Here is a 20,752-nt window from a genome sequence, read left to right as displayed (position 1 = left end):
ATATGGAGACAACATAAAAAATAGAGAAATCCGAATTTGAATTCATTCAAATTCGGATTTCTCACTAATTGAAGCTAGTTATGTCCCAGCCTCTTTTCTTATTAATAAAAGAAGGCTGTTTTTTCAAAGATTGTTTTGATACTTAGTGAATCGAAAATTTAACTAAAGGACCTCTTTCATTGAATAGCAAAAAGGTAATACTCCTTATTGAAAAAGATTTAATTGGTTCCAAATACTATGATATCTGCTCTTTCAAATGGTTTATGTTTTTCAACATATATATCTTCTGAAATCATCCAATTATTTTCCCACATATCACGAGCGTCTTCCCCGTCTCTTTCAAGACCTCTTGAAAGCCTAGTTTCTCTTGGACAGTCAACCCATATTGTAAAATCGTATTTATTTGATAATTCCTTGCGAATAGAATAGACACCTTCTACTATGACAGTTCCACCAACAGGAACACTATGCCATTCTGCCATATCATCCGCATCCCAATCATATCGCTGATATCGTGTTTCTATATTTTGATTGATTGGTTCAAGAACTTGATTTAATACGCGCTTCCAATCAAAATCAGCACCAACAGGCTTTTTCTCTGTAGAAGTTTTAATAAGTTGTGAGGATGGTAAGTAAAAATCATCCATATGTACAACAGTTACATTAGAAAATTCATCCTTTAATTTATTTGCAAGTGTACTTTTTCCTGCCCCCCCACAACCATCTATTCCAATTAACAAGGTTGACTGTTTTTTTTGAATTGAATTTATTGACCTAATCAAATGCTCAGAATTATTAAATTCACCATTTTTCGTTTTGAAACCCACTATATCACCACTTTTTAATTGTTTACATAATTAGTTCTTCAAACATTTCATTAATCCTGCTTCTTAAAATAACCTGGTCTGTAGTTGAATAACAGTAAACTACTTAATCCGTATAAAAAGCATCTGATGAATGGTGCTCTTTTTCTTTTCTTAATGCTTTAACTTCCTAGAATAGAATCGGCATCTATTTTGCAGAATATGAGTCAAATAATATGTTTATATAATCAATCCCTTGTCATTAACTTGATAATTCCCATAACGTAAAAAGCAGCCCTCTTCGTACGCTATAGCGTCGAAAAGGGCTGCTTCGCTCAATTCTGAAATTATTTTGTATACGTTAAAACTGCATTTTTCTTAAATTTTGCTAAAGCCTGTGTCGCCTCATCTTTGTTTGTATACTCAAAAATTCGAACGTCCTTTTTATCAAATACTGTAATAACCCACATATAAAACTCTCCCTTCCAATTTGTATTTGTAATATAACAACCACTTAAAACCGTGATACTTTTTTCAAACTGTTTTATAACAATTCCTTACTTGATTCTTATTTTACGCCATTTTTTAAAAAAATAAAGCATTATGTGAAGCCCTTCACAAACTGTTCAATTTCAAAACGCTTTCATTGAACAATTTGTGAAAACCGGATTTTTTAAGGCATAAAAACAGTTCTTTTCGTTTTAGCATCCGTCACTTTTTATCTCTAATATGCGAATCGCGGGTTTTTCGACGGACCTGAGCAGTTGGTCATGCGAGCAGTTTTCTTGGTAACCCGAGCACTTTACCTTCCTACCTGAGCATTTCCCCATTGAACCCGAGCACTTTTCTTGCCTACCTGAGCGTTTCACCGTCGAACCTGAGCACTTTTCTTGCCTACCTGAGCGTTTTCCCGTTGAACCCGAGCACTTTACCCTACCTGAGCGTTTCTACGATTTTATCCGTCCGACAGAAAAAGCCGTATGTACGCCTTTTCCACGGCGCACATACGACTTTCAAATTCGATGATAATTAAGTAGTAGTAGTAGATTTTATTTCATAAAGTGAAACTTTAATCAGTGGGGTTTCTTATCCCGCACTGATTATTAGTCTTCACCAATCGGGCATTTACGGGCAGTTCATTACTGCCCGTTAATGCGGGATAAGTTTTTATTTAGCAGAATGCGGCTTCTTGCTTTTCCGATAATTCAATGTCAAAGCCTAAATCCTCAAGCATACGATAATCATTGTTTGCTTCTTGTCCTTCAGTTGTTAAGTAATCCCCTACAAAGATACTATTTGCTGCATATAAACCTAGTGGTTGAAGTGACCCAAGATTGACTTCACGGCCACCAGAAATACGAATTTCCTTTGTTGGATTAATATAACGGAACAACGCTAAAACCTTTAAACAATAGCGTGGATTTAATTCCTTCGTCCCTTCTAGTTTCGTACCATCAATCGCATTTAAGAAGTTTACCGGAATGGAATCCGCGTCTAATTGATGAAGTGCACGCGCAATATTCACGACATCCTCTTTTGTTTCTTTCATACCAATAATGGCACCCGAGCAAGGTGATATTCCATGCTTTTTCGCAATTTCAACCGTATTAACACGATCTTCATACGTATGGGACGTAGTAATATAGGAGTGATGTCGTTCAGATGTATTTAAGTTATGATTGTAACGATCCACCCCTGCCTCTTTTAATTGCTGTGCCTGTTCTTCTTTTAATAAGCCAAGACAGGCACATACTTTTAAGCCATACTTCTCTTTAATTTCTGTAACAGCTTCACTTACAACATTGACATCCTTTCGAGTTGGCCCACGACCACTTGCCACGATGCAATAAGTGCCAATTTTATTGTCAAATGCTCGTTTTGCCCCTGCTAAAATTTCCTCTTTCGTAATGAATGGATATTTTTCAATCGGTGCTGTTGATTTAGATGACTGTGAACAATAGCCACAATCCTCTGGACAATAACCGCTTTTAGCATTCATAATCATATTTAATTTTACTTTTTTCCCATAGTAATGCTTACGAATAACAAAGGCACCGTCCATTACCTTTAAAAGCTCATCATCATCACTATTTAAAATGGCAAGAGCCTCCTCATTGCTAATGATTTTCCCTGCAATAACTTCATCTGCTAACTGTAACCAATTCATTTACACATTCTCCCTCTCTACTTGTATAATTTATCAATTATGCCTCGGCATAATTGCGTAAAATCTTCCTTAGGCTATATCAGCTGATGTTTGATATCTGCTGAAAATAACTTAAATCTGCATTCCTCTCACATCTATAGAGGTGGGAGATTGCCGCTGAAAGAAGTTATTGTCCTTGCTGAATTAAATACTTTGTAAAGTCGCTCGGCCAAAAATGCAGAAGCGATCGCTAAGCAAAAATCTGCAACAATACTGTTTAAAAAACCAACTACGAAAATATGTGACCAGCTCGTTTTCATATGTAACCAAAAATTCAAAGACACATATAAATATGGGACTGCCACTGCATAAATAATAAAAAGCCCGACAATATTTGCACCGATAAAATGTTTTTTCGTTGGCATATCCACTCTTTCAATCATGAAACCAATTACCAAGGCGGCCAGTGCAAAACCGATTAGGAAGCCAAATGTTGGTTGCAATACATAGGTGATGCCTCCACCTTGCGTAAATACTGGCAAACCAACTAAACCAACCCCTATGTAGACGAGCTGGCTTTGCAATCCATTGCGACTGCCAAGCAAACTGCCTGCTAAAAATACAAAAACTATTTGTAATGTAAAAGGCACTACTGGTAGCGGTATTTTAATAAATGCACCGATTGCGGTTAAAGCGGCAAACATCGCAATCATCACAAGTGACAGTGTTGATTGTCGTTTGAACAACTTACTCCCTCCCGCTCCTCAAAAAATTGCATGACCGTCTCTTTCGTTGTATCAATCATAAAACTCATTTCATCATCAGATATGATGTATGGAGGCATGAAATATAATATATTGCCAAGAGGACGAATCAGTAAGCCCTTTGCTAAGGCACGTTTATAGATTTGATATCCGATTCGTTCCTCATTCGGTAGCGGCTCCTTTGTTTCAGGATTGGCGACTAATTCTATTGCACCGACTAGTCCTACTTGTCGATATTCACCAACAAACGGCAACTCTCCAAATGCATTCATAGCTAGTTTTCGCATACGTTCACCCTTGTTTTGTATCATATCGATCACACGGTCCTCTTCAAATATTGTTAAAACTTCTAGGGCTACGCGACAAGCAAGTGTATTACCGGAATAGCTATGGGAGTGTAAAAACGCTTTCATTGTACCGTAATCATCATAAAAAGCGTTGTATACATCATCAGTCGTTAAAACTGCGGATAGTGGCAAGTAACCACCCGTTAAACCTTTTGATAAGCACATAAAATCTGGAGCAATACCCGCTTGCTCGCAGGCAAATAATGTACCTGTTCGTCCAAACCCAACTGCAATTTCATCTGCAATAAAATGAACATCGTATTTTGTACAAAGCTCTCGTAATCGCTTCAAATATAGTGGAGGATACATTTTCATGCCTGCAGCTGCTTGAATGAGTGGCTCAATAATAATAGCTGTAATTTCTTCATGGTGCTGACTAAGCTCCTCTTCAACAAACTGTATACATTGGGCTTGACAGCTTCCAGGATTCTCTTGGAAAGGACATCTGAAGCAATCCGGTCCTTGTGCACGAACTGTATCCAATAAAAGTGGCTGATACACTTCGTTATACAGCCCTACTCCGCCAACAGATAAGGCACCAAGTGTTTCACCGTGATAAGCATCCGTTAAAGCTAAAAATCGCTTTTTCGTCGTTTTTCCCGTCTGCATATGATATTGAAAACTCATTTTTAATGCGACTTCTATTGCTGAAGAACCGTTATCTGCAAAAAATACTTTGTTTAAACCATCTGGCGTTAAGGCAACTAATTTTTCTGCCACCTTAATGGCAGGTTCATGTGAAAAATTCGCAAAGATTGTATGCTCTAATGTAAACGCTTGATCGCTTAATGCTTGACTTATACGCGGATTCGCATGTCCAAATAAATTAACCCACCAGGAAGATACGGCGTCTAAATAGCGATTATTATTTTCATCGTAAAGCCATACCCCTTGTCCTTTTTTAATAACAATTGGCGGAAATTGCTCATAGTCCTTCATTTGTGAGCATGGATGCCAAACATGCTGTAAATCTCTCGTCTGCAATTCAGTTAATGCTTGTTTCATAATTGATCAACCTTTCAAACAAAGAAGTTTGTGAAATGGAGTAGTCAACAATCTGTGAAATATCCCCAAGCTTTGGGATCGTCGCATATGGCAAATCATGATGTTGTAGAATCGTATTCACATTATCTTGTTCCATCTGACTACCTGTGTCTCCATTAAATACAATGCCAAGAACCTCAACATTACGAGCATGTAATGCCTCAAGTGTAAGCAATGTATGGTTAATCGTTCCTAGTGTTGTTCGTGTGACAAGAACAACTGGAAGCTTACTTTGAACGATGACATCAAGAAGCGTATTTTCTCCATTTGTATCTAACGGGACAAACAGCCCTCCTGCTCCTTCACAAATCACGACATCGTATGTTTGCTGTAACAACTGCATTTGCCGTAATAAATACTCCACATTTATTTGCTGACCCTCCAGTTGTGCAGCAAAATGTGGTGATGCGGCTTCCTTAAACGAATAGCCATTTAAATTTTCTTGCTTTAGACTTTGTAATGAATACTTTTCATACATTGCTGTATCGTAGTAATAGCAATGCCCATTGTCATTAATTTCGCCAGTTTGCACGGGCTTATAAGGCGTGACTTGTAAATCATGCTTTTGTAATTGACGCATCAGTAATGTAGTGATAACCGTTTTACCGACATCTGTATCCGTCCCAACAACCCAAAAATGTTGCATCGTTAACCTCCCCCTCTTTTAAGTTAACTTATCACAGTTTTTAAGTTAACACATTTAATTTTATTTTGTAAATGCTATTTCCATATTTCTTCAAAAACGGCCCTTTTCTTTGCAAAAAATAGGGTATTTTGTGATAACTCAAGAATTTTTTCATCAATAAAAAACACTAGATTCTTACCATGTGGCAAAATCTAGTGCTGGTTAATGTATATTTTCATAGGTATGCTAATAATCATCTTTGTCCATTTATATTAATTAGAAGGCTATTCTAACGTAGAGCCCTATGAAACTTTAGTGCAGACTAGATGTAACTATGACAAAAAATATATAGAAAAATATAATAATTTATGTTTATATATTTGTAAATATATCCATTATGCGGAAGGGGTCTTCTAATGTCCTATCTGGTGCAGTTACTCATTTTCGGCATAACAGGTTCGTTAGTATACTATGGTGTTTACTATGGGACACCTCTTTTAGTTAAAAAGGGTGTACCATTAATTTATGCTTTTTGGTTCTTCCTTTGGTTTCCTGTAATGAGTTTATTTCCAGTATCGCTACTACTTTATCATTTAGAGGGAAATACATGGACATGGCAAAATATTTTGGAAAGGTTTCGTTTCAATCCTTTAACAGAAAACGATTGGTACTGGGTTGTGGGAGCAATTATTTTTACAATAGTCTTTGACCAACTTCTCGAACCTTTAGGAAAGTTTTTTGCGAGATTTCCAATATTTGCCCCACCAAGTTATCTTCCTGCCCCATTTAATCCGTTAAAAAAAATGGAATTACCTCCATCAGAATTTTTCGGTGTTACGCTTTATAGAAATTGGAAAATGATAGCCATATTTATTCCATTACACCTTTTGGCTATGCTATGTGAGGAACTAATGTGGAGAGGTTTTTTCCTTCCTATTCAGCAAGAGATTTTCGGGAATTGGGCTTGGGTAGTAAATGGATTACTTTGGGCATGGGTTATTCATGCTTGTTTGAAGTGGCATTTTATCAATATGCTTCCTAGTATGCTTATTGCTCCGTGGATCGCCCAGTTTACTAATTCAACATGGGCCTCTTTTGTAACCCATTCTGTTGGAAATAGTTTACTATGGATTTTGTTATTAATAGGAATAATAAAAAAAACTAAACCTCAAAACATAAACTCAATTTAATTTTATAATGCAACTTTTAAAGTCTTGTTACATAAGTAAATGTAACAAGATTTTTTTATAAACTCACTAATCCTTTTAAACTTGTATTTCAGCTAGATTTCTATTAATATCCAGAGAATTTTATTGTTTCATTACTTCTCTGAATATTTAGGTAAATTAAAGGGTTTTACTCTTCATTCGTAGTATTAAACTTAACGGGGGTGGCTGTATGTTTGGTATTTTTAAAGAATCAGAAAAGACTACAGATTCTTATGAGCATGTTAGTTTTATTTTAAAATCCTTGCTCACCTACGAGCTAAAAGACTTACCTATTCGATATGAATTTTGGTATCGTGTGGCTATTCGTCAGGAAGAATTGCGAACGTTAAATACCGAGCATCGGGCAAAGATCTCTATGACTACCGCAGTAGGGCGATTTCACAAAACACAATACGAGGAAACGAAACAAAAATTAGCAAAACTTGAACGTCTCGCAGATATTTATAAATCGTTTTGTATTGAGGAAGAACGTGAAGCATTAAATCATCGACTCCATTTTCAGAAAGAAATGATTTCTGAGCTATATGAGCATGTCCAAAATAAAGAGCTATATGTGTATTGTGATGCTGTACAGGAACAATTTTGGGATGCGGTGTGTGAAGATATATTAAATGCAATTGCCCACCTAGATTAAGTAGGTGGCAATTGCAAAGACGATCCTTTGAACATTATTAAATTCCCTCATTCCTCTATCAGTAAACTCATCTTCTAAACGATAAAAGCCTCAAAACTTGAAACATTTCCCACTTTAATTCGTAAATTAATAAAGAGAGGAAGTGAATGACAATAGATATTAACATACATAAAGGTGGCTATATAGAAAATGAAGCTATTATTTCAAACATTCAATTTCAAGTAAATAGTGGTGAGCTCGTTGGATTAATCGGTTCTAATGGGGCAGGCAAAAGTACAACTTTACAAGCAATGATGGGTGTATTACCAATAGTCGATGGTCAAGTGACAATAGGAACTTATGGCTATGTACCCGAAAGACCAATTTTGTATGAGTATTTCACATTGTGGGAGCATATCGATTTTTACATGCGTGTAGCTGGTAAAGAAAATTCTTTAACAAATCGTGCGAATGAATTACTGAAAATTTTTCATTTGGACCATAAACTACACGATTATCCAACAACATTTTCCAAAGGTATGCAGCAAAAAGTGATGCTTATTTTAGCATTTCTCGACAAGCATTCTACTTATATTTTAGATGAACCATTTATGGGGCTAGATCCACAGGCAATGCGTAAGCTCTTAACGATATTAGAAGAATTAAAAGCGCAAGGTGCCGCCATTTTAATGAGTACACATGCACTTGATACAGCAGAAAAAATATGTGATCGTTTCATCTTGATTGATGATGGCCGAATTTTACAGCAAGGTACACTCGAATCGTTACGCTTAGCGGTGAACCATGACAAAGCATCTCTTCTTGATATTTTCGACACCTTGCTTGAGGAAAATCACCATGACTAGTTTATTGCAGCAACGAAGAAAATTAGAGCGCTCCAACAATTATAAACTACTGGCAAGCATCATTGATTGGACAGTCGCCTTATATGTTGTTGTGCCAGCCCTAGTCATAGGCTTTTTCCTTTATAAAGACTTTATCTTAAATATAAGTACATCATGGGTCATACATATTCCGCTAGTGTTCTTAATTGTACTGTTATTTCTTATTACACGAATTGAAACGATTCGTACTTATTTACAACGAGCCGATCGTCTTTTTTTAATCCAAAACCGAAAACAAATGGTACGGTTAAAACAAGCTGGTCTTTATTGGTCGTTAAGTAAGCACCTAATTTTACTTGGATCTGCCCTTGCTCTATTAGCGCCCATTTTTATAATCGTTCATCATGTAACGATATTAGAATTACTTATTTTACTTCTACTACTTTTTACAACTAATTTTACAAACATACTTTTACAATTAAAGCTTCGTAAATGGCAGCAGCTAGTAAGTAAAATTTTCATGTGCATTCTCGGTACAGTTTTCTTTTTATATGTCCCAGCTCTTTTGTCTGCACTTATTTATGTAATTCTTCTTGTTTGTTGCACAAGCTATTATAATAGACATTTTGTTTATAGCACTAAACATTTTGATCAGCAAGTGGAGTTCGATCAAGCAGCTTTTTATAAATGGCAAAGTCTTTTATTCGAGATTGCTCCTGAACTTCGAAGTCAGTTAGTACCGAAATTAAAAAAGCCTCGCCTATTATGGAAAAATTCAAAGCGTATGTTTCGACGTTCTGATTATTTTATAGAGGAATTAGTATGTAAAACGATGCTACGCCAAAAACAGTATCTCTTCGGCTATCTGCGTTTTTTATCAATGGGTATCGGTCTAACTATTATTGTTCCGTCGTGGGCGAAAATTATCGTACTTGGAATTCTTTATTTTACTTTACGTTCAATGATGCAATCCGTGATCCAGCAAACTTTTGAGCATAAAATTTGGTCAATCTTTCAAGTAACCAATGAACAAATTCAGGCAGCTAGCAATCGATTGCTAAAGGGATTTGTAGATCTCCCACTATTGTGTGTCCTTATTATTTTAATTATTATTTTAGTCCTGTAAATAAGGCCCATAACGTGAGGTTGATTTCCGTTCCGACTTTTATATAAATGGTATGTGTTTAAACAAATATCATCCCCTATTTAAACAGGTGCCAGCTTTGTTTGCTAGCACCTGTTGTTTATTATTTATTATCTTCCATTCCTTGAATAAGCATTTTTCTAAATTCTTGAGCTTGGTCGGCTTTAATGGCTACATTGTTATAACGTTTTTTCAGCCCAAACATGAAAGTCACTTCCACAGGCTCCTTCATTTTTAAAATAAACTGTGGATATGCCGCTTCAAAATCACGTGCTATAAAATCAATTGTATCCTTGGATAATTTTCTTTCCAATTGTTCCTTATCCTCAATAAGTTCTTCAATCTGCTCAAAGCGAACTTCTGCTCGTTTCATCAATCCTAAAGACAAATACAATTTATCAGATGTTACATGGACAGGGTTTAAACGAATGGCCTGCATATCCGCTATAAAAAATAGAACAGTGTATACATTTAAAATAAGTAATAAAATAGAAAGAACTATTGATTTTTCATGGAGCCACCAATGAATCCCTATTGTTTCAATGGCTATCCCATGGATTAGCATAATGATAAATGCAATATAGCTCGAGTTTTTATGCAAAGTTAAACCAGAACGTTCTTTTCTCTTCCAGCTTGCAAAAGCATAGTAAAATACTAAAAAATCTGCGCAAAACATTTGGATAATAGGATGCTTTGATGCATGTTTTTCAACTGCTTTTGGAAATGAGAACAAATCTGGTAAAGTAGTTGATCGTACATCCGCTAGAATTCTCGGCATGTAACGAACAAGCGTTGCAACTAGTAAAATTTCGAATAAGATAAGCGTACCTTCAATCGCAAAACCAGCCCAAGTTACTGCAACAAACGGCTTCAAATGTTCTACTGGAATAATGAAACGAGCTGCAATACAACCTGCTGCTGCTAAAATAACCGCTTGTTTTAAAGAAAACTTTCCTTTATACAATAGAAATAAAACAGGCATTACAAGAACAAAATCAATTAATGAGCCAATAACAACTCCATTTGTTTCAATTGGTAAAATCGATATACCAAAACCTGTGTTATAAAGCGTGTAGTTGCTAGCAAGTACGAGTAACAAAAAAGCTAGCCATATATTTTGCTTTTTCTTTAATGCAACCATGTTAAATCTCTCCCTTATCATTTATTTCATGTATAATTCCTTCCTTTAATACAATTTGATTGAGCTTTTGCACAATCTCTTTTAATTGCACGACCTCACTTAACTCAAGCTTCGAATAATATCTTGAAATAATAAATCGTTTTATTTCTTCTTCTCTTTCAAAATATGTAATGCCTGAAGTATCTAGATTTACAAATATTTCACGTCGGTTTTCTGGATTAATGCTCCGAGTTACGTATTGCTGCTCTTCAAGTTTACTAACTAGCTGTCCGACAGCACTAGACGTTATATTCATATAACTTGCAATCTGTCCAATCGTCACTTGACTATTTTTTTTAATAAAATCTAAAAGAATTATTTGCTTAGGGGATAACTCATCACTAATTAAATTATGATGTAATTTTATGAAATGGCTATCCATCGAATAAATAGCTTCATTTATTTCCTCCACAAGCTTATATATAAGTTCTTCATCCTTTGTCATCACCAAATCCATCCTTTAAGTAAAGTTAATAGTAAAGGTATCTTTATTATTAACTTTACTTTATTGTATGTGGTTATTATTGTCAAATAAGCAATAATAAAGATCATTACCACAACGTGTGCTGATGATTCAAAAATAAACAGTGTGGTGTGGTCTACTCCAATAACTTTCAGGAATTTTTCATATTTAATGATTAAGATTAAGCGATTCATTGCAAGTGCGGGTATTTACTTCTCTTTCACGGATATCTCCCTGTTCGCGCGATTATATTCTGCTAACCTTTATCAAAAAATTGTTTACGATAAACATGTGGGGAGTATCCTGTATATTTCTTAAATTTATCAATATAGTAACTTACTGTACTAAAGCCTGTTGTTGTAGCAATTGTGGTGATCGATTGCTCACTATCACGTAATAGCTCCATACTTTTACGAAGACGATAGTGTAGTAAATATGTGAATGGTGTCATGCCGACCATTTTTTTGAAAAAACGGCTACATTCTGCACGGCTTAAAAAAACATGTGTAGCTAAATTTTCTAAAGAAATTTTCTCCTGATAATGAGCATGTATATAATCAAGCATATCCTTTGCTCGTTCATGCTGGACAATAATTGCTGGATCAAGTATTTCTTCTGTTAGCATTGATTGTGACAAAATAGTTTCCCAAATGGCTAATAACTCTCTCCATACCTTTAGCTCATAAAATACGGCTTGCTCTTGCAGTAATTTCGCCACAATTTCTACTTTTTGCGCCAATTGGCCTGATAGCTTTACATAGGGTAGTCTATTACTCGTTATATACGGCAGTACATATTTAGTAGCAAAAATACTGTTCTTGTGTCCACCTAATAGCAAGGGATCCACGTTAATACAGAAAATTGTAGCCATCTCTACTTGAAACGGCTTTGCTTCATGTAAACCTGATGCATTAACAAATAGTCCCTCCCCCTCCTCAAGTACAAAGACATCTGCTCCTACTCGGTATTCCACAAGACCGCTTTTTACATAAACAAATTGAATTTCCTTATGCCAATGTAACGGTAAAAAATCTAGATTATCTAATCGCAAAACCGTCTCATATAAGGCAACTGGAAATTCCTTCGTCCCATGTAACGTTAGCTCTTGTAAATCCTTCGCAATTTTAATATGTTTTAACGTCACTACTTCGTTCACCTCAATATATTGATATTTTTAATCCATTAAATCGATATTTCTTTAGATTACTATTCATTATAATTGCTTTATATTGATAGTTTAGGAGATGTTTTAAGATGAATCAATCTGCACAGAAAAATCGTACGCTTGGTTTTATTCTTGTCATTCTAGGGGCAAGTTTTTGGGGTATTGGTGGAACCGTCGCACAAAAGCTATTTCAGCAGGAAAATATAGAAGTTGGCTGGCTTGTTTCCAGTCGTCTTCTTTTATCTGGCTTATTACTCATCACAGCTTATAAAATTACACATCGTAAAGAGTCTATTTTTGTGATGTGGCGAACAAAGCACAATGCTTTTAGACAAATTTTATTTAGTTTACTTGGAATGCTGGCAGTTCAATATACGTATATGATGTCGATTGCTATAGGCAACTCTGCTGTAGCAACATTATTGCAATACTTAGCACCACTCTTTATTATGGCTTATTATTTAGTCACGAAGCACAGTCAATTGACAAGGCAGGATGGAATAGCTGTGACGCTAACACTTATTGGTACTTTTTTATTACTAACAAATGGCTCGTTGTCTACACTTTCTGTTCCAACGATGGCCGTATTTTGGGGGATATTATCTGGTCTTTCGGCTGCTTTTTATACGCTATATGCATTCTCACTTTTACAGCAGTTTCACTCATTGTTAGTTGTAGGCTGGTCAATGCTTATTGGCGGGATTGTGATGAGTCTTTTCCATCAGCCATGGCAAATTGATCTGTCAAACTGGGCATTTTCGACAATCGCTTACTTTCTGTTTATCGTAATTTTCGGGACAATGTTGGCATTTTGGTTTTATATTGCAAGTTTGCATTATTTATCGCCAAAAGAAACTAGTTTACTTGGTAGCCTAGAGCCTCTAACAGCTGTTATCACAAGTGTTTTATGGCTTAAAATTGCCTTTGGGAGCTTTCAGTTAATTGGGACAATGCTAATTCTCTGCATGATATTATATCTTACAGTTTTTCAGAAAAGAATCGTCAGGAAGGCTTAACCAATCTAGGATAATTCCGAAAGTATTAGTCGTAAATTCCTATGTAAAATTTATAAACTATGAATTTCCACATAAAATTTACATATTATATATATCTTTTTTCCTTAACTGTCTATTATACTGAAAATATCATCATTCAAGGGGGTATTTTTATGGACAAAAAGGTTATTTTTTTCGAGGTTCGTGGTGGCACAGATAAAGGCCCTGACGGCTATCGACAAGATACAATGCCAATGGTGAATGCGCTAAAACAACGTGGACAGGATGCAGAAGTCATTTTCTTTGATGTTACAAAAAAAGAGGAAATTTTTAATTACGTCAAAGAGCAAGGTATTGCCTATGTATCACGTATTAATCCAGGAAACTTACAGCATGAACAAGAGTACTTCGATATGTTGCGTGAACTATGTAATGCAGGTGTCATTGGTATGCCACACCCTGATTCTATGATTGGTTATGGTTCTAAAGATGCATTATCAAAGCTGTCCTCAACGAATTTAGTGCCTGATGATACATTTGCTTATTATACAATTGAAGCATTTAAAGCTCAGTTCCCTACTTCTCTTGCTATTACTGAACGCGTCCTAAAGCAAAATCGTGGATCGACAGGAGAAGGTATATGGCGAGTAAAACTGGTTGAACCCCTTGCTGAGGGAATTACAGAAGTACCACTTGATGCGGAGATTAAATGTACAGAAGCAAAGGATAATCATGTGGAATATTGGAAACTAAGCGATTTCATGACGTTCTGTGAGCAATATATTACTGGTCCAAATGGCATGCTAGTTGATATGCGCTTCCTTCCGCGTATTACTGAAGGCGAAATCCGCTTATTTATGTTACGAAATAAACCAGTTAACGTAGTACATAAAAAACCGGCAGATTCCGAGGACGCATTTAGTGCAACACTATTTTCAGGTGCGCACTATCGTTATGATGCACCAGAAGACTGGGAAGAGCTTGTCCAAAACTTTTTAAGACAACTACCACTCGTAACTAGTTTACTGGGCAATTATGATTTACCGCTCCTATGGACTGCCGATTTCATGCTTGATACAAACGAAGCTGGCGAAGATTGCTATATTTTAGGGGAAATGAATTGTTCATGTGTAGGCTTCACTTCTGAACTTTCTTTAGCACATCAAGTAGCAGAAGAAATTTTAGCTTGTATCCATGAAAATACCGAGATTTCAGCATAGTGAAACCGGTCTTCTTCATTACTGCCCGTTAATGTGGGATAAATAAAAAAGTGCGATCTTCTGATTATATAAGGGTATAGGAATAGAGGATAATTAGTCTATTATAGAGGCTGGTTATCCTCTTTTTATATACATACTATTTTTATTTTGAGTTGGACTTTTAGTTTTCTATTCGGATAAAGTATTTTTCATAAATATCTATTGCTTCAATCTGTGGATTATTTAAATCAATTTTCAACTCACCCTCACGCTCTTCATCTTCTTCACCCAACCAACAAATATAAACTTCACAATAATCACCTTGTGGGAGCAACTCTTTTAGTAAGTGACATAAATAGAGAAAAGTCTTTTTGGAATTTTCATAGTTATGTGGTGAATGAATCTTTTGATATTCATTCATTTGCCAAATAGGGTTACCTTTCTCATAAACTTCATAAATATAAGGCGTAGTAAAATGCTTCTGTTTAACTACATCACGATCTTCTTCATCCGAGAAAACATAATCAATTTCAACTTCATCCTCCGTATAATACTCATTAAGTTTTACTGGAAAATTTAAACCAATATAGGTTGCTATACTCATTTTCACATACTCCTTGTTTTAGAGTGACTTTTATTTAACTCCTCATAAAAAATGAGCTGAGACAAAAAGAAAAATGTTAGACCTAGATATAATCGGTCTAACATTTCTTTGATTTTAGATGAAAATTCACTTTGATGAAGCAGAAAAGTTATTATCTCTTTTTGTTATTTTTCAAAATAAACGAGTTCTGTCCTAGTCTCATTTCTTTACATACGTTTGAAGGTTGTCACCCTAAGATAATATAAGGATCGCACTTTTTATATATAAATCTTAATGGCTTGTATAAATTCATAAATAAAATATCCGGCAAAGCCTATTAATAAAACGCCCGCAACCATCGTAAGCGACTTAATGAACTTACGACTCATTGCTTTACGGGTAACTGAAACAATGGTCATCAAACCAATATCATGCAGCAATATGCCACTGAGAACCCCTGCCGCAATCACTAAAAAGTTTGCTGACTGTCCTTGCCCATATGATTTAGCTAGTACAACACCGAAAACATTTACCCAGAATACTAGATTTCCAGGTGAGATTGCAACTAGTAAACCATTACGATAAGAAGTAAAAAATGATTTTGTCACTTTCTCTCCTGCAAGCGTAATATCATGATCAGCATTTTTTATAGAGTCCAGCCCTAAAAGGAATAAAAAGCCCGCTCCTATAATCCACATAGGAATTTGAATGATTGGCATTGCTAAAATGGACGCTAATCCCATATACAATGCAAAAACTAATACAAAATCAATTGTCATACCACCAAGACCGACAGCCCAACCATGCATAAAGCCATTTTTTAGTCCTTGCTTTGTCATTTCTACTGTAATAGCCCCAACAGGCATGGCAATCGCAAGTCCTACCAATACATACGCTACATATAGACTCAACTAAACACTTCTTTCATGCAATAAGATAAGTTTCATACGTCCGTTTATAATTGTATTGTAGCATAAAAATACATAAAATGTTATTTTCACTAATAAATATTCATTTTTTATATACTGATACTTAGTTAATCTATTTGTATGATATTATTGGGAAATCTATTCTTATTGCCATTTAATTCGCTTTGGCATAATTACATCCGGAGTTTGATTTGCGCCCTGGACGCTGTCAGTCATTTCGGTAATGTCACAGGACGATGCAGGTCAGTTAGCCGTTTTGAATGTTGACTTTCTTTACAGTTAACAGAGCAATTACCATCAATATTGCACAGCAAGCAAATAAACTAAGTAAAAACATCCCACCTCCCGAATAACCCCAATATTCTACAAGTGAACCGAAAATAGGTGGAATTAAAAATACACCAATGGATGCAACCATTATACTAAATCCACTTGCAAAACCACTCATAGATTTTTCCACACTTTCAACAGCTAGCGTCATCCATATACCATTAAAGCCAGCAAGAGAAAAACCTACAATAGCTATACATATAACTATTAAACTAGAGGAATGTATAAAGTACATAAGGGTTATCCCAATTGTGCTCAGCATTGTAATGATTAACAATACGCCCCATCGATTTCTATTAAAAAATTTATCACTAATAATACCCCACAACACTCGCCCGCATGCCCCACTTATTTCAGAGATAGCCAAGCATATTCCAGCACTATAAATTGACCAGTCCTTTATTTCATACAAAAATAATATAATGTACGTGTTAAATGTAATTTGAACACCCATTAATATGAATGCAGAGCTATTCGTAAAAAATAGCCATTTTGAGTGAAAGAAAATGCGTAACTGCTGACGTAAAGGCATCTTAGTAGCCATCTCACTTTGTGAATCTTCTTTTGTCTTTAATACAAAAGGTATGATGAAGCTAAACAATAATAATAATACTGCTGCAACCGACAATGTGTAGCGCCAACCGATGGACGCTACCAACGGAATCAACACAACACTCGAGCCTGCTGACCCTAGTGTGATAGACATCTGTTTTACACCCATTAGTAATGAAACTTTATTTACCGGAAGTGTATTCACAAGAAAACGATTTGTGACAGGATGCATTCCTCCATAACCCATCCCTGCTAGTACAACAAATAGTAAGGCCAACGAATAATTGTCTATCCAAGCAAAACTTAAAAAGCCTGTTCCAACAACAGTCATCAAGCAAACCATCATTTTACGGGTACTTAATCGATCTGCTAAATACCCAATTATCAACGTTGCTATAAATTGACCAATAAAAAGGGCAGTTGGAAGGAATCCTAACTGCCCTTTATTCAGTGATAAGTCAGCACTAATATAGAACATTAAAGGGCTAATGCTTCTCCCAACAAAGGCAGTTAAAAATTGAGCAATGATGATCCACATTGCGATAAATTTCATCTGTTGCATAATTTATCAAAACCACCTTTTACTCTTAATGAGCACATTCGCAAAGATTTATTTCTACCTAATAAAGTAATAGAACTTTTCAGATTTGTTTTTTAGCTAAATTTAACCACCACTTTTGCCATTACCTTGTAAAAATTAATATACCTAAATACTTTTAACTAAATACTCCCTACACCCCCAACCATTTTGGTACGAATAATACAAGGTCCGGAATATATGTCAGGAATAATAGTACGACAAATGAAATAACTATAAATGGAAAAACATTCTTTACTAGCGTTTCGAATTTCACATCCGCCATCGATGATACTATGAAAAGTCCTGTACCTACTGGCGGTGTTAATAAGCCCAACGTTAAGTTAATACAAATGATGACTCCAAAATGCACCGGGTCAATATTAAATGCTATTACGAGTGGCATCATTACAGGTACTAGAATTATTAATGCTGCAATTCCATCTAGTAGCATGCCGACTATTAACAATGCTAAATTCACTAATAATAAGAATACCCATGGACTTTCTGTAATACTTAACATACTTTCTACTAACAATTGTGGAATCCGTTCAAATGCAATCATCCATCCAAAAATATTTGCCATAATAATTAAGTACGTTACCGTTGCAGTATTTGTCACCGTATTGATCAGCATTTTAGGGAGCTTCTTAATATCTAACTCTCTATAGAAAAATAAACCTACAATTACTGCTAGTAAACAAGCAATAGCAGCAGATTCTGTTGCTGTAAATACACCCGTTAAAATACCTACAACAATTGTAATTGGTATTAATAGTGCTGGAACTACTTGTAATGTATTGCTTCTAATAACTGTCCACGAAGCACGTTCACTTTTCGGGAAATTTTGTTTATAGCCCATATAAGAAATAACTAAAATAAAAACAAGTCCATAAATAATCCCTGGGACAATTCCAGCCATAAATAAAGCACCAACCGATGTACTTGATAACGTACCATAAATAATGAAAATCATACTTGGTGGAATAATAGGTGCGATAATAGAAGATGCTAGCGTTATAGACGCTGCGAATTCACGTTTATAACCCTCCTTTTCCATTTGCGGTACCATTACTTTACTCATCATCGCAGCTTGGGCATTAGCTGATCCTAAAATCGATGCTAAGAACATATTAGCAACAACTGTAACATAGGCCAATCCTCCTCTAAAATGCCCGATAAGTACACGAGCAAATTGAACAAGCCTCGTTGTAATTCCTCCCTCATTCATAATTTCCCCCATTAACATGAATAACGGAATCGCTAATAGTCCAAAATTTTCAAGACCTGAATACATACGTAATGGTGTAGAATTTAATAATGTCATCTGACCATTTAATATGAAATAAATAACTGTCGTAATACCAAGCACCATCGAGATTGGAATACCAATTATAAGTAAAAGAAAGAAAATTACGAGTACAATATATGTCATGTATTTTCTCCCTCTCTATTCATAATTGTGTCAATCAAATGTGAAATAAGATGAATTGCTGCAAAAATTAATCCAACAGATACTGCACTATATGGAATCCACATTGGCAATTGCAATGAGCTAGATTTTTGTAGCAACATAGATGGGTGCATCATCCATTTATAAGAGTAATAGATTAATATAAATAAGAATGCAATCATGATGCAATCCTGAATAATCCTCAATATTCTCTTATTACGCTCGGATACAGCATCGTATAAAAATGTAACAGAAGCCTGGGTGCCATATTTCAGGCCCCAGCTTCCTCCGATAAACGAAGTCCATATTAATAAGAAAATCGAAACTTCACCAGCCCAAGGGATGGGATCTTTTAAAAAATAACGAAAAATAACAGCTAATATCATTAAGACAGCTAGAGCAGCCATTAAAATGGTCATCAGAAATTCTTCGATTTTAGTAATGCCTTGACTAATTTTCGCCATTTAGCCATTCCCCCTAATTTACTTACGGAATTCTTTGATAAACTGTTTAATCAAATCTGATTTCGCACTGTACTCGGCATCGAAAGCTTCGATTTGCTCTTTAAATACATCTGCACCTAACTCATAAACAGTCATTCCTTGACTGGCAAGTTCCTTTTTGAATTCTTCTTCTTGTCCAGAGCGAGTTTCTACTGCATAAGCTATTGCTGCTTGTAAGGAATCGTTAATAATTTTTTGAGCCTCTTCAGATAATCCATCAAGCATCCTCTCATTTGTGACGACAATTGATGGCCATACCATGTGGTTTGTAACAGCTACATACTTGGCTACTTCAGAGTATTTATTTGTGATTGTCGCATCTAAGTCCATATCCATTCCGTCAATAACGCCTGTCTGTAAAGCTGAATATACTTCTGGTAATGGTAAACCTTCTGGCGCAGCTCCCGCTTCTTTATAGAATATTTGAAGCGGCGGACTTGGTGTTACACGCATTTTTAAACCTTCTAAATCAGAAGCTTTTTTAACTTCTTTTGATTTGAATACCATCGTACGTTGACCAGCGAATAAGTAATCTAACCCTTTTAAGCCAGTTCCTTCTATTTTCCCTAAAATTTCACGGGCAATATCCGTATGACTTGCATCAGATGCTTCTTGTAAATTTTTAAAAGTGTACGGTGCGAACCACGCGGACATCTCAGGTGTACGTGCACTTAAATACGCGGCTGTAATAAAAGCAAAGTCTATTGAGCCTGCTTCTACTTGTTGTACCATATCTGCTTCAGTACCTAATTGACTCGCAGGGTAAATTTCAAGTTCCATCTTGCCATCTGAACGTGCCTTTAATTCTTCATTAAATTTTTCAGCTGCTTTATGCCACATATGATCTGTTGATGTAATATGTGCAAGCTTAAATTTCATCTCCGGAATATCTCTACCCGAACTATTTGTTGATTCAGCTGATTTGTTGTCTGTTTCCTTTGTTGCGTTCGAGTTACTACAAGCTGCCAATACAAATAAAAGTGCTAGTAAACAACTAACTAGCGTAAACTTTAGCGGTTTTTTCATAATAAAATATCCCCTCTATTTTTGATTTATTATGTTGCATTTGTTATTGCTCCGCCTTCGTCTTTCCACCTGTTCCCCAATGAATGGGTGATACTTCTATTAAAATAACGCGTACACTATCCTTTGGAACTTGTGCCGTTTGAACAATGGCAGCTGTTACTCCCTGAATAATTTCTTTCTTTTGCTCCACAGACCGTCCTTCTAACAACTGAATTTGAACAATTGGCATACTTAGTC

Annotated in this window: 22 protein-coding genes; 6 read left to right on the top strand and 16 right to left on the bottom strand. The window is 35.6% G+C overall.

Features of this window, described 5'->3' with window-relative positions:
* Positions 1–218: 218 nt before the first annotated feature.
* The 6 genes from ACIQ7T_RS25520 to bioD all read right to left on the bottom strand — a co-directional run bounded on the left by ACIQ7T_RS25520 (position 219) and on the right by bioD (position 5,750).
* Positions 219–782, bottom strand: coding sequence for a uridine kinase family protein (locus ACIQ7T_RS25520; RefSeq protein ID WP_402874661.1), 564 nt, complete (start codon positions 780–782; stop codon positions 219–221).
* Between the two features lie 368 nt (positions 783–1,150).
* On the bottom strand, positions 1,151–1,273 hold the full coding sequence (locus ACIQ7T_RS25515; RefSeq protein WP_255350007.1) for a hypothetical protein: 123 nt from the start codon (positions 1,271–1,273) through the stop codon (positions 1,151–1,153).
* A gap of 701 nt (positions 1,274–1,974) precedes the next feature.
* Positions 1,975–2,970 carry a biotin synthase BioB gene (gene bioB / locus ACIQ7T_RS25510; RefSeq protein WP_402874658.1) on the bottom strand — a complete coding sequence of 332 codons (996 nt, stop codon included), beginning with the start codon at positions 2,968–2,970 and terminating at the stop codon, positions 1,975–1,977.
* Positions 2,971–3,104: 134 nt separating this feature from the next.
* Entirely contained in the window at positions 3,105–3,695 is a 591-nt protein-coding gene (locus ACIQ7T_RS25505) for a biotin transporter BioY (protein ID WP_402874655.1), read from the bottom strand.
* A complete protein-coding gene (gene bioA, locus ACIQ7T_RS25500; protein ID WP_402874652.1) occupies positions 3,662–5,065 on the bottom strand; it encodes an adenosylmethionine--8-amino-7-oxononanoate transaminase in 1,404 nt (467 codons plus the stop codon). The genes ACIQ7T_RS25505 and bioA overlap by 34 nt, the downstream gene beginning before the upstream one ends.
* Positions 5,046–5,750 (bottom strand): dethiobiotin synthase, encoded by a 705-nt coding sequence (bioD, locus tag ACIQ7T_RS25495; RefSeq protein ID WP_402874650.1) that lies wholly within the window; start codon positions 5,748–5,750, stop codon positions 5,046–5,048. The genes bioA and bioD overlap by 20 nt, the downstream gene beginning before the upstream one ends.
* A 536-nt stretch (positions 5,751–6,286) precedes the next feature.
* Between bioD and ACIQ7T_RS25490 the strand changes: the two genes are divergently transcribed.
* The 4 genes from ACIQ7T_RS25490 (at position 6,287) to ACIQ7T_RS25475 (ending at position 9,542) form a co-directional block, all read left to right on the top strand.
* Positions 6,287–6,919 (top strand): CPBP family glutamic-type intramembrane protease, encoded by a 633-nt coding sequence (locus tag ACIQ7T_RS25490; RefSeq protein WP_402874648.1) that lies wholly within the window; start codon positions 6,287–6,289, stop codon positions 6,917–6,919.
* 208 nt (positions 6,920–7,127) lie between these two features.
* Positions 7,128–7,592, top strand: coding sequence for a hypothetical protein (locus tag ACIQ7T_RS25485; RefSeq protein ID WP_370081726.1), 465 nt, complete (start codon positions 7,128–7,130; stop codon positions 7,590–7,592).
* Between the two features lie 146 nt (positions 7,593–7,738).
* On the top strand, positions 7,739–8,437 hold the full coding sequence (locus ACIQ7T_RS25480; protein WP_370081724.1) for an ABC transporter ATP-binding protein: 699 nt from the start codon (positions 7,739–7,741) through the stop codon (positions 8,435–8,437).
* Complete coding sequence (locus ACIQ7T_RS25475) at positions 8,430–9,542, top strand: ABC transporter permease (RefSeq protein WP_402874645.1); 1,113 nt, start codon at positions 8,430–8,432, stop codon at positions 9,540–9,542. Before ACIQ7T_RS25480 ends, ACIQ7T_RS25475 begins: the two co-directional genes overlap by 8 nt.
* Positions 9,543–9,663: 121 nt before the next feature.
* On the opposite strand, the gene ACIQ7T_RS25470 is transcribed toward ACIQ7T_RS25475, so the two are convergent.
* The 3 genes from ACIQ7T_RS25470 to ACIQ7T_RS25460 form a co-directional block, all read right to left on the bottom strand.
* Positions 9,664–10,701, bottom strand: coding sequence for a beta-carotene 15,15'-monooxygenase (locus ACIQ7T_RS25470; RefSeq protein ID WP_370081720.1), 1,038 nt, complete (start codon positions 10,699–10,701; stop codon positions 9,664–9,666).
* Position 10,702: 1 nt separating this feature from the next.
* On the bottom strand, positions 10,703–11,185 hold the full coding sequence (locus ACIQ7T_RS25465) for a MarR family winged helix-turn-helix transcriptional regulator (protein ID WP_370081718.1): 483 nt from the start codon (positions 11,183–11,185) through the stop codon (positions 10,703–10,705).
* 274 nt (positions 11,186–11,459) lie between these two features.
* Positions 11,460–12,347 (bottom strand): AraC family transcriptional regulator, encoded by an 888-nt coding sequence (locus ACIQ7T_RS25460; RefSeq protein ID WP_402874642.1) that lies wholly within the window; start codon positions 12,345–12,347, stop codon positions 11,460–11,462.
* Positions 12,348–12,457: 110 nt separating this feature from the next.
* On the opposite strand from ACIQ7T_RS25460, the gene ACIQ7T_RS25455 reads away from it, so the two are divergent.
* Both ACIQ7T_RS25455 and ACIQ7T_RS25450 read left to right on the top strand, forming a co-directional pair.
* The gene (locus tag ACIQ7T_RS25455; RefSeq protein WP_370081714.1) at positions 12,458–13,384 is read left to right on the top strand and encodes an EamA family transporter; all 927 of its coding nucleotides are present in this window, start codon (positions 12,458–12,460) and stop codon (positions 13,382–13,384) included.
* 152 nt (positions 13,385–13,536) lie between these two features.
* Positions 13,537–14,583 (top strand): Cj0069 family protein, encoded by a 1,047-nt coding sequence (locus ACIQ7T_RS25450; protein WP_402874639.1) that lies wholly within the window; start codon positions 13,537–13,539, stop codon positions 14,581–14,583.
* Between the two features lie 160 nt (positions 14,584–14,743).
* Here ACIQ7T_RS25450 and ACIQ7T_RS25445 read toward each other — a convergent pair whose 3' ends face one another.
* The 7 genes from ACIQ7T_RS25445 to ACIQ7T_RS25415 form a co-directional block, all read right to left on the bottom strand.
* Positions 14,744–15,166, bottom strand: coding sequence for a hypothetical protein (locus tag ACIQ7T_RS25445; protein WP_370081710.1), 423 nt, complete (start codon positions 15,164–15,166; stop codon positions 14,744–14,746).
* A 257-nt stretch (positions 15,167–15,423) separates the two neighbouring features.
* Positions 15,424–16,056 (bottom strand): LysE family transporter, encoded by a 633-nt coding sequence (locus tag ACIQ7T_RS25440; protein ID WP_370081708.1) that lies wholly within the window; start codon positions 16,054–16,056, stop codon positions 15,424–15,426.
* A gap of 265 nt (positions 16,057–16,321) precedes the next feature.
* Complete coding sequence (locus tag ACIQ7T_RS25435) at positions 16,322–17,518, bottom strand: MFS transporter (RefSeq protein WP_370081706.1); 1,197 nt, start codon at positions 17,516–17,518, stop codon at positions 16,322–16,324.
* Positions 17,519–17,687: 169 nt separating this feature from the next.
* Complete coding sequence (locus tag ACIQ7T_RS25430; RefSeq protein ID WP_370081704.1) at positions 17,688–18,968, bottom strand: TRAP transporter large permease; 1,281 nt, start codon at positions 18,966–18,968, stop codon at positions 17,688–17,690.
* On the bottom strand, positions 18,965–19,450 hold the full coding sequence (locus tag ACIQ7T_RS25425) for a TRAP transporter small permease (protein ID WP_370081702.1): 486 nt from the start codon (positions 19,448–19,450) through the stop codon (positions 18,965–18,967). The genes ACIQ7T_RS25430 and ACIQ7T_RS25425 overlap by 4 nt, the downstream gene beginning before the upstream one ends.
* A gap of 18 nt (positions 19,451–19,468) precedes the next feature.
* Complete coding sequence (locus ACIQ7T_RS25420; protein WP_370081700.1) at positions 19,469–20,515, bottom strand: TRAP transporter substrate-binding protein; 1,047 nt, start codon at positions 20,513–20,515, stop codon at positions 19,469–19,471.
* 43 nt (positions 20,516–20,558) lie between these two features.
* On the bottom strand, positions 20,559–20,744 hold the full coding sequence (locus ACIQ7T_RS25415) for a 2-hydroxymuconate tautomerase (protein WP_370081698.1): 186 nt from the start codon (positions 20,742–20,744) through the stop codon (positions 20,559–20,561).
* Between the last annotated feature and the right edge of the window lie 8 nt (positions 20,745–20,752).

This window comes from Lysinibacillus sp. NPDC096212 (assembly GCF_044763105.1).
Taxonomy (GTDB): Bacteria; Bacillota; Bacilli; order Bacillales_A; family Planococcaceae; genus Lysinibacillus.
Note: the sequence above shows the minus strand (reverse complement) of the source record. Positions and strands in the feature narration are given on the sequence as shown.

Excerpts from the sequence above, each read along its gene's own strand:
- ACIQ7T_RS25485 (WP_370081726.1), top strand. The coding sequence starts at position 7,128 with ATGTTTGGTATTTTTAAAGAATCAGAAAAGACTACAGATTCTTATGAG.
- ACIQ7T_RS25470 (WP_370081720.1), bottom strand. The coding sequence starts at position 10,701 with ATGGTTGCATTAAAGAAAAAGCAAAATATATGGCTAGCTTTTTTGTTA.
- ACIQ7T_RS25430 (WP_370081704.1), bottom strand. The coding sequence starts at position 18,968 with ATGACATATATTGTACTCGTAATTTTCTTTCTTTTACTTATAATTGGT.
- ACIQ7T_RS25420 (WP_370081700.1), bottom strand. The coding sequence starts at position 20,515 with ATGAAAAAACCGCTAAAGTTTACGCTAGTTAGTTGTTTACTAGCACTT.
- ACIQ7T_RS25480 (WP_370081724.1), top strand. The coding sequence starts at position 7,739 with ATGACAATAGATATTAACATACATAAAGGTGGCTATATAGAAAATGAA.
- bioD (WP_402874650.1), bottom strand. The coding sequence starts at position 5,750 with ATGCAACATTTTTGGGTTGTTGGGACGGATACAGATGTCGGTAAAACG.
- bioB (WP_402874658.1), bottom strand. The coding sequence starts at position 2,970 with ATGAATTGGTTACAGTTAGCAGATGAAGTTATTGCAGGGAAAATCATT.
- ACIQ7T_RS25465 (WP_370081718.1), bottom strand. The coding sequence starts at position 11,185 with ATGACAAAGGATGAAGAACTTATATATAAGCTTGTGGAGGAAATAAAT.
- ACIQ7T_RS25455 (WP_370081714.1), top strand. The coding sequence starts at position 12,458 with ATGAATCAATCTGCACAGAAAAATCGTACGCTTGGTTTTATTCTTGTC.
- bioA (WP_402874652.1), bottom strand. The coding sequence starts at position 5,065 with ATGAAACAAGCATTAACTGAATTGCAGACGAGAGATTTACAGCATGTT.
- ACIQ7T_RS25415 (WP_370081698.1), bottom strand. The coding sequence starts at position 20,744 with ATGCCAATTGTTCAAATTCAGTTGTTAGAAGGACGGTCTGTGGAGCAA.
- ACIQ7T_RS25435 (WP_370081706.1), bottom strand. The coding sequence starts at position 17,518 with ATGCAACAGATGAAATTTATCGCAATGTGGATCATCATTGCTCAATTT.
- ACIQ7T_RS25425 (WP_370081702.1), bottom strand. The coding sequence starts at position 19,450 with ATGGCGAAAATTAGTCAAGGCATTACTAAAATCGAAGAATTTCTGATG.
- ACIQ7T_RS25450 (WP_402874639.1), top strand. The coding sequence starts at position 13,537 with ATGGACAAAAAGGTTATTTTTTTCGAGGTTCGTGGTGGCACAGATAAA.
- ACIQ7T_RS25490 (WP_402874648.1), top strand. The coding sequence starts at position 6,287 with ATGAGTTTATTTCCAGTATCGCTACTACTTTATCATTTAGAGGGAAAT.
- ACIQ7T_RS25445 (WP_370081710.1), bottom strand. The coding sequence starts at position 15,166 with ATGAGTATAGCAACCTATATTGGTTTAAATTTTCCAGTAAAACTTAAT.
- ACIQ7T_RS25515 (WP_255350007.1), bottom strand. The coding sequence starts at position 1,273 with ATGTGGGTTATTACAGTATTTGATAAAAAGGACGTTCGAATTTTTGAG.
- ACIQ7T_RS25475 (WP_402874645.1), top strand. The coding sequence starts at position 8,430 with ATGACTAGTTTATTGCAGCAACGAAGAAAATTAGAGCGCTCCAACAAT.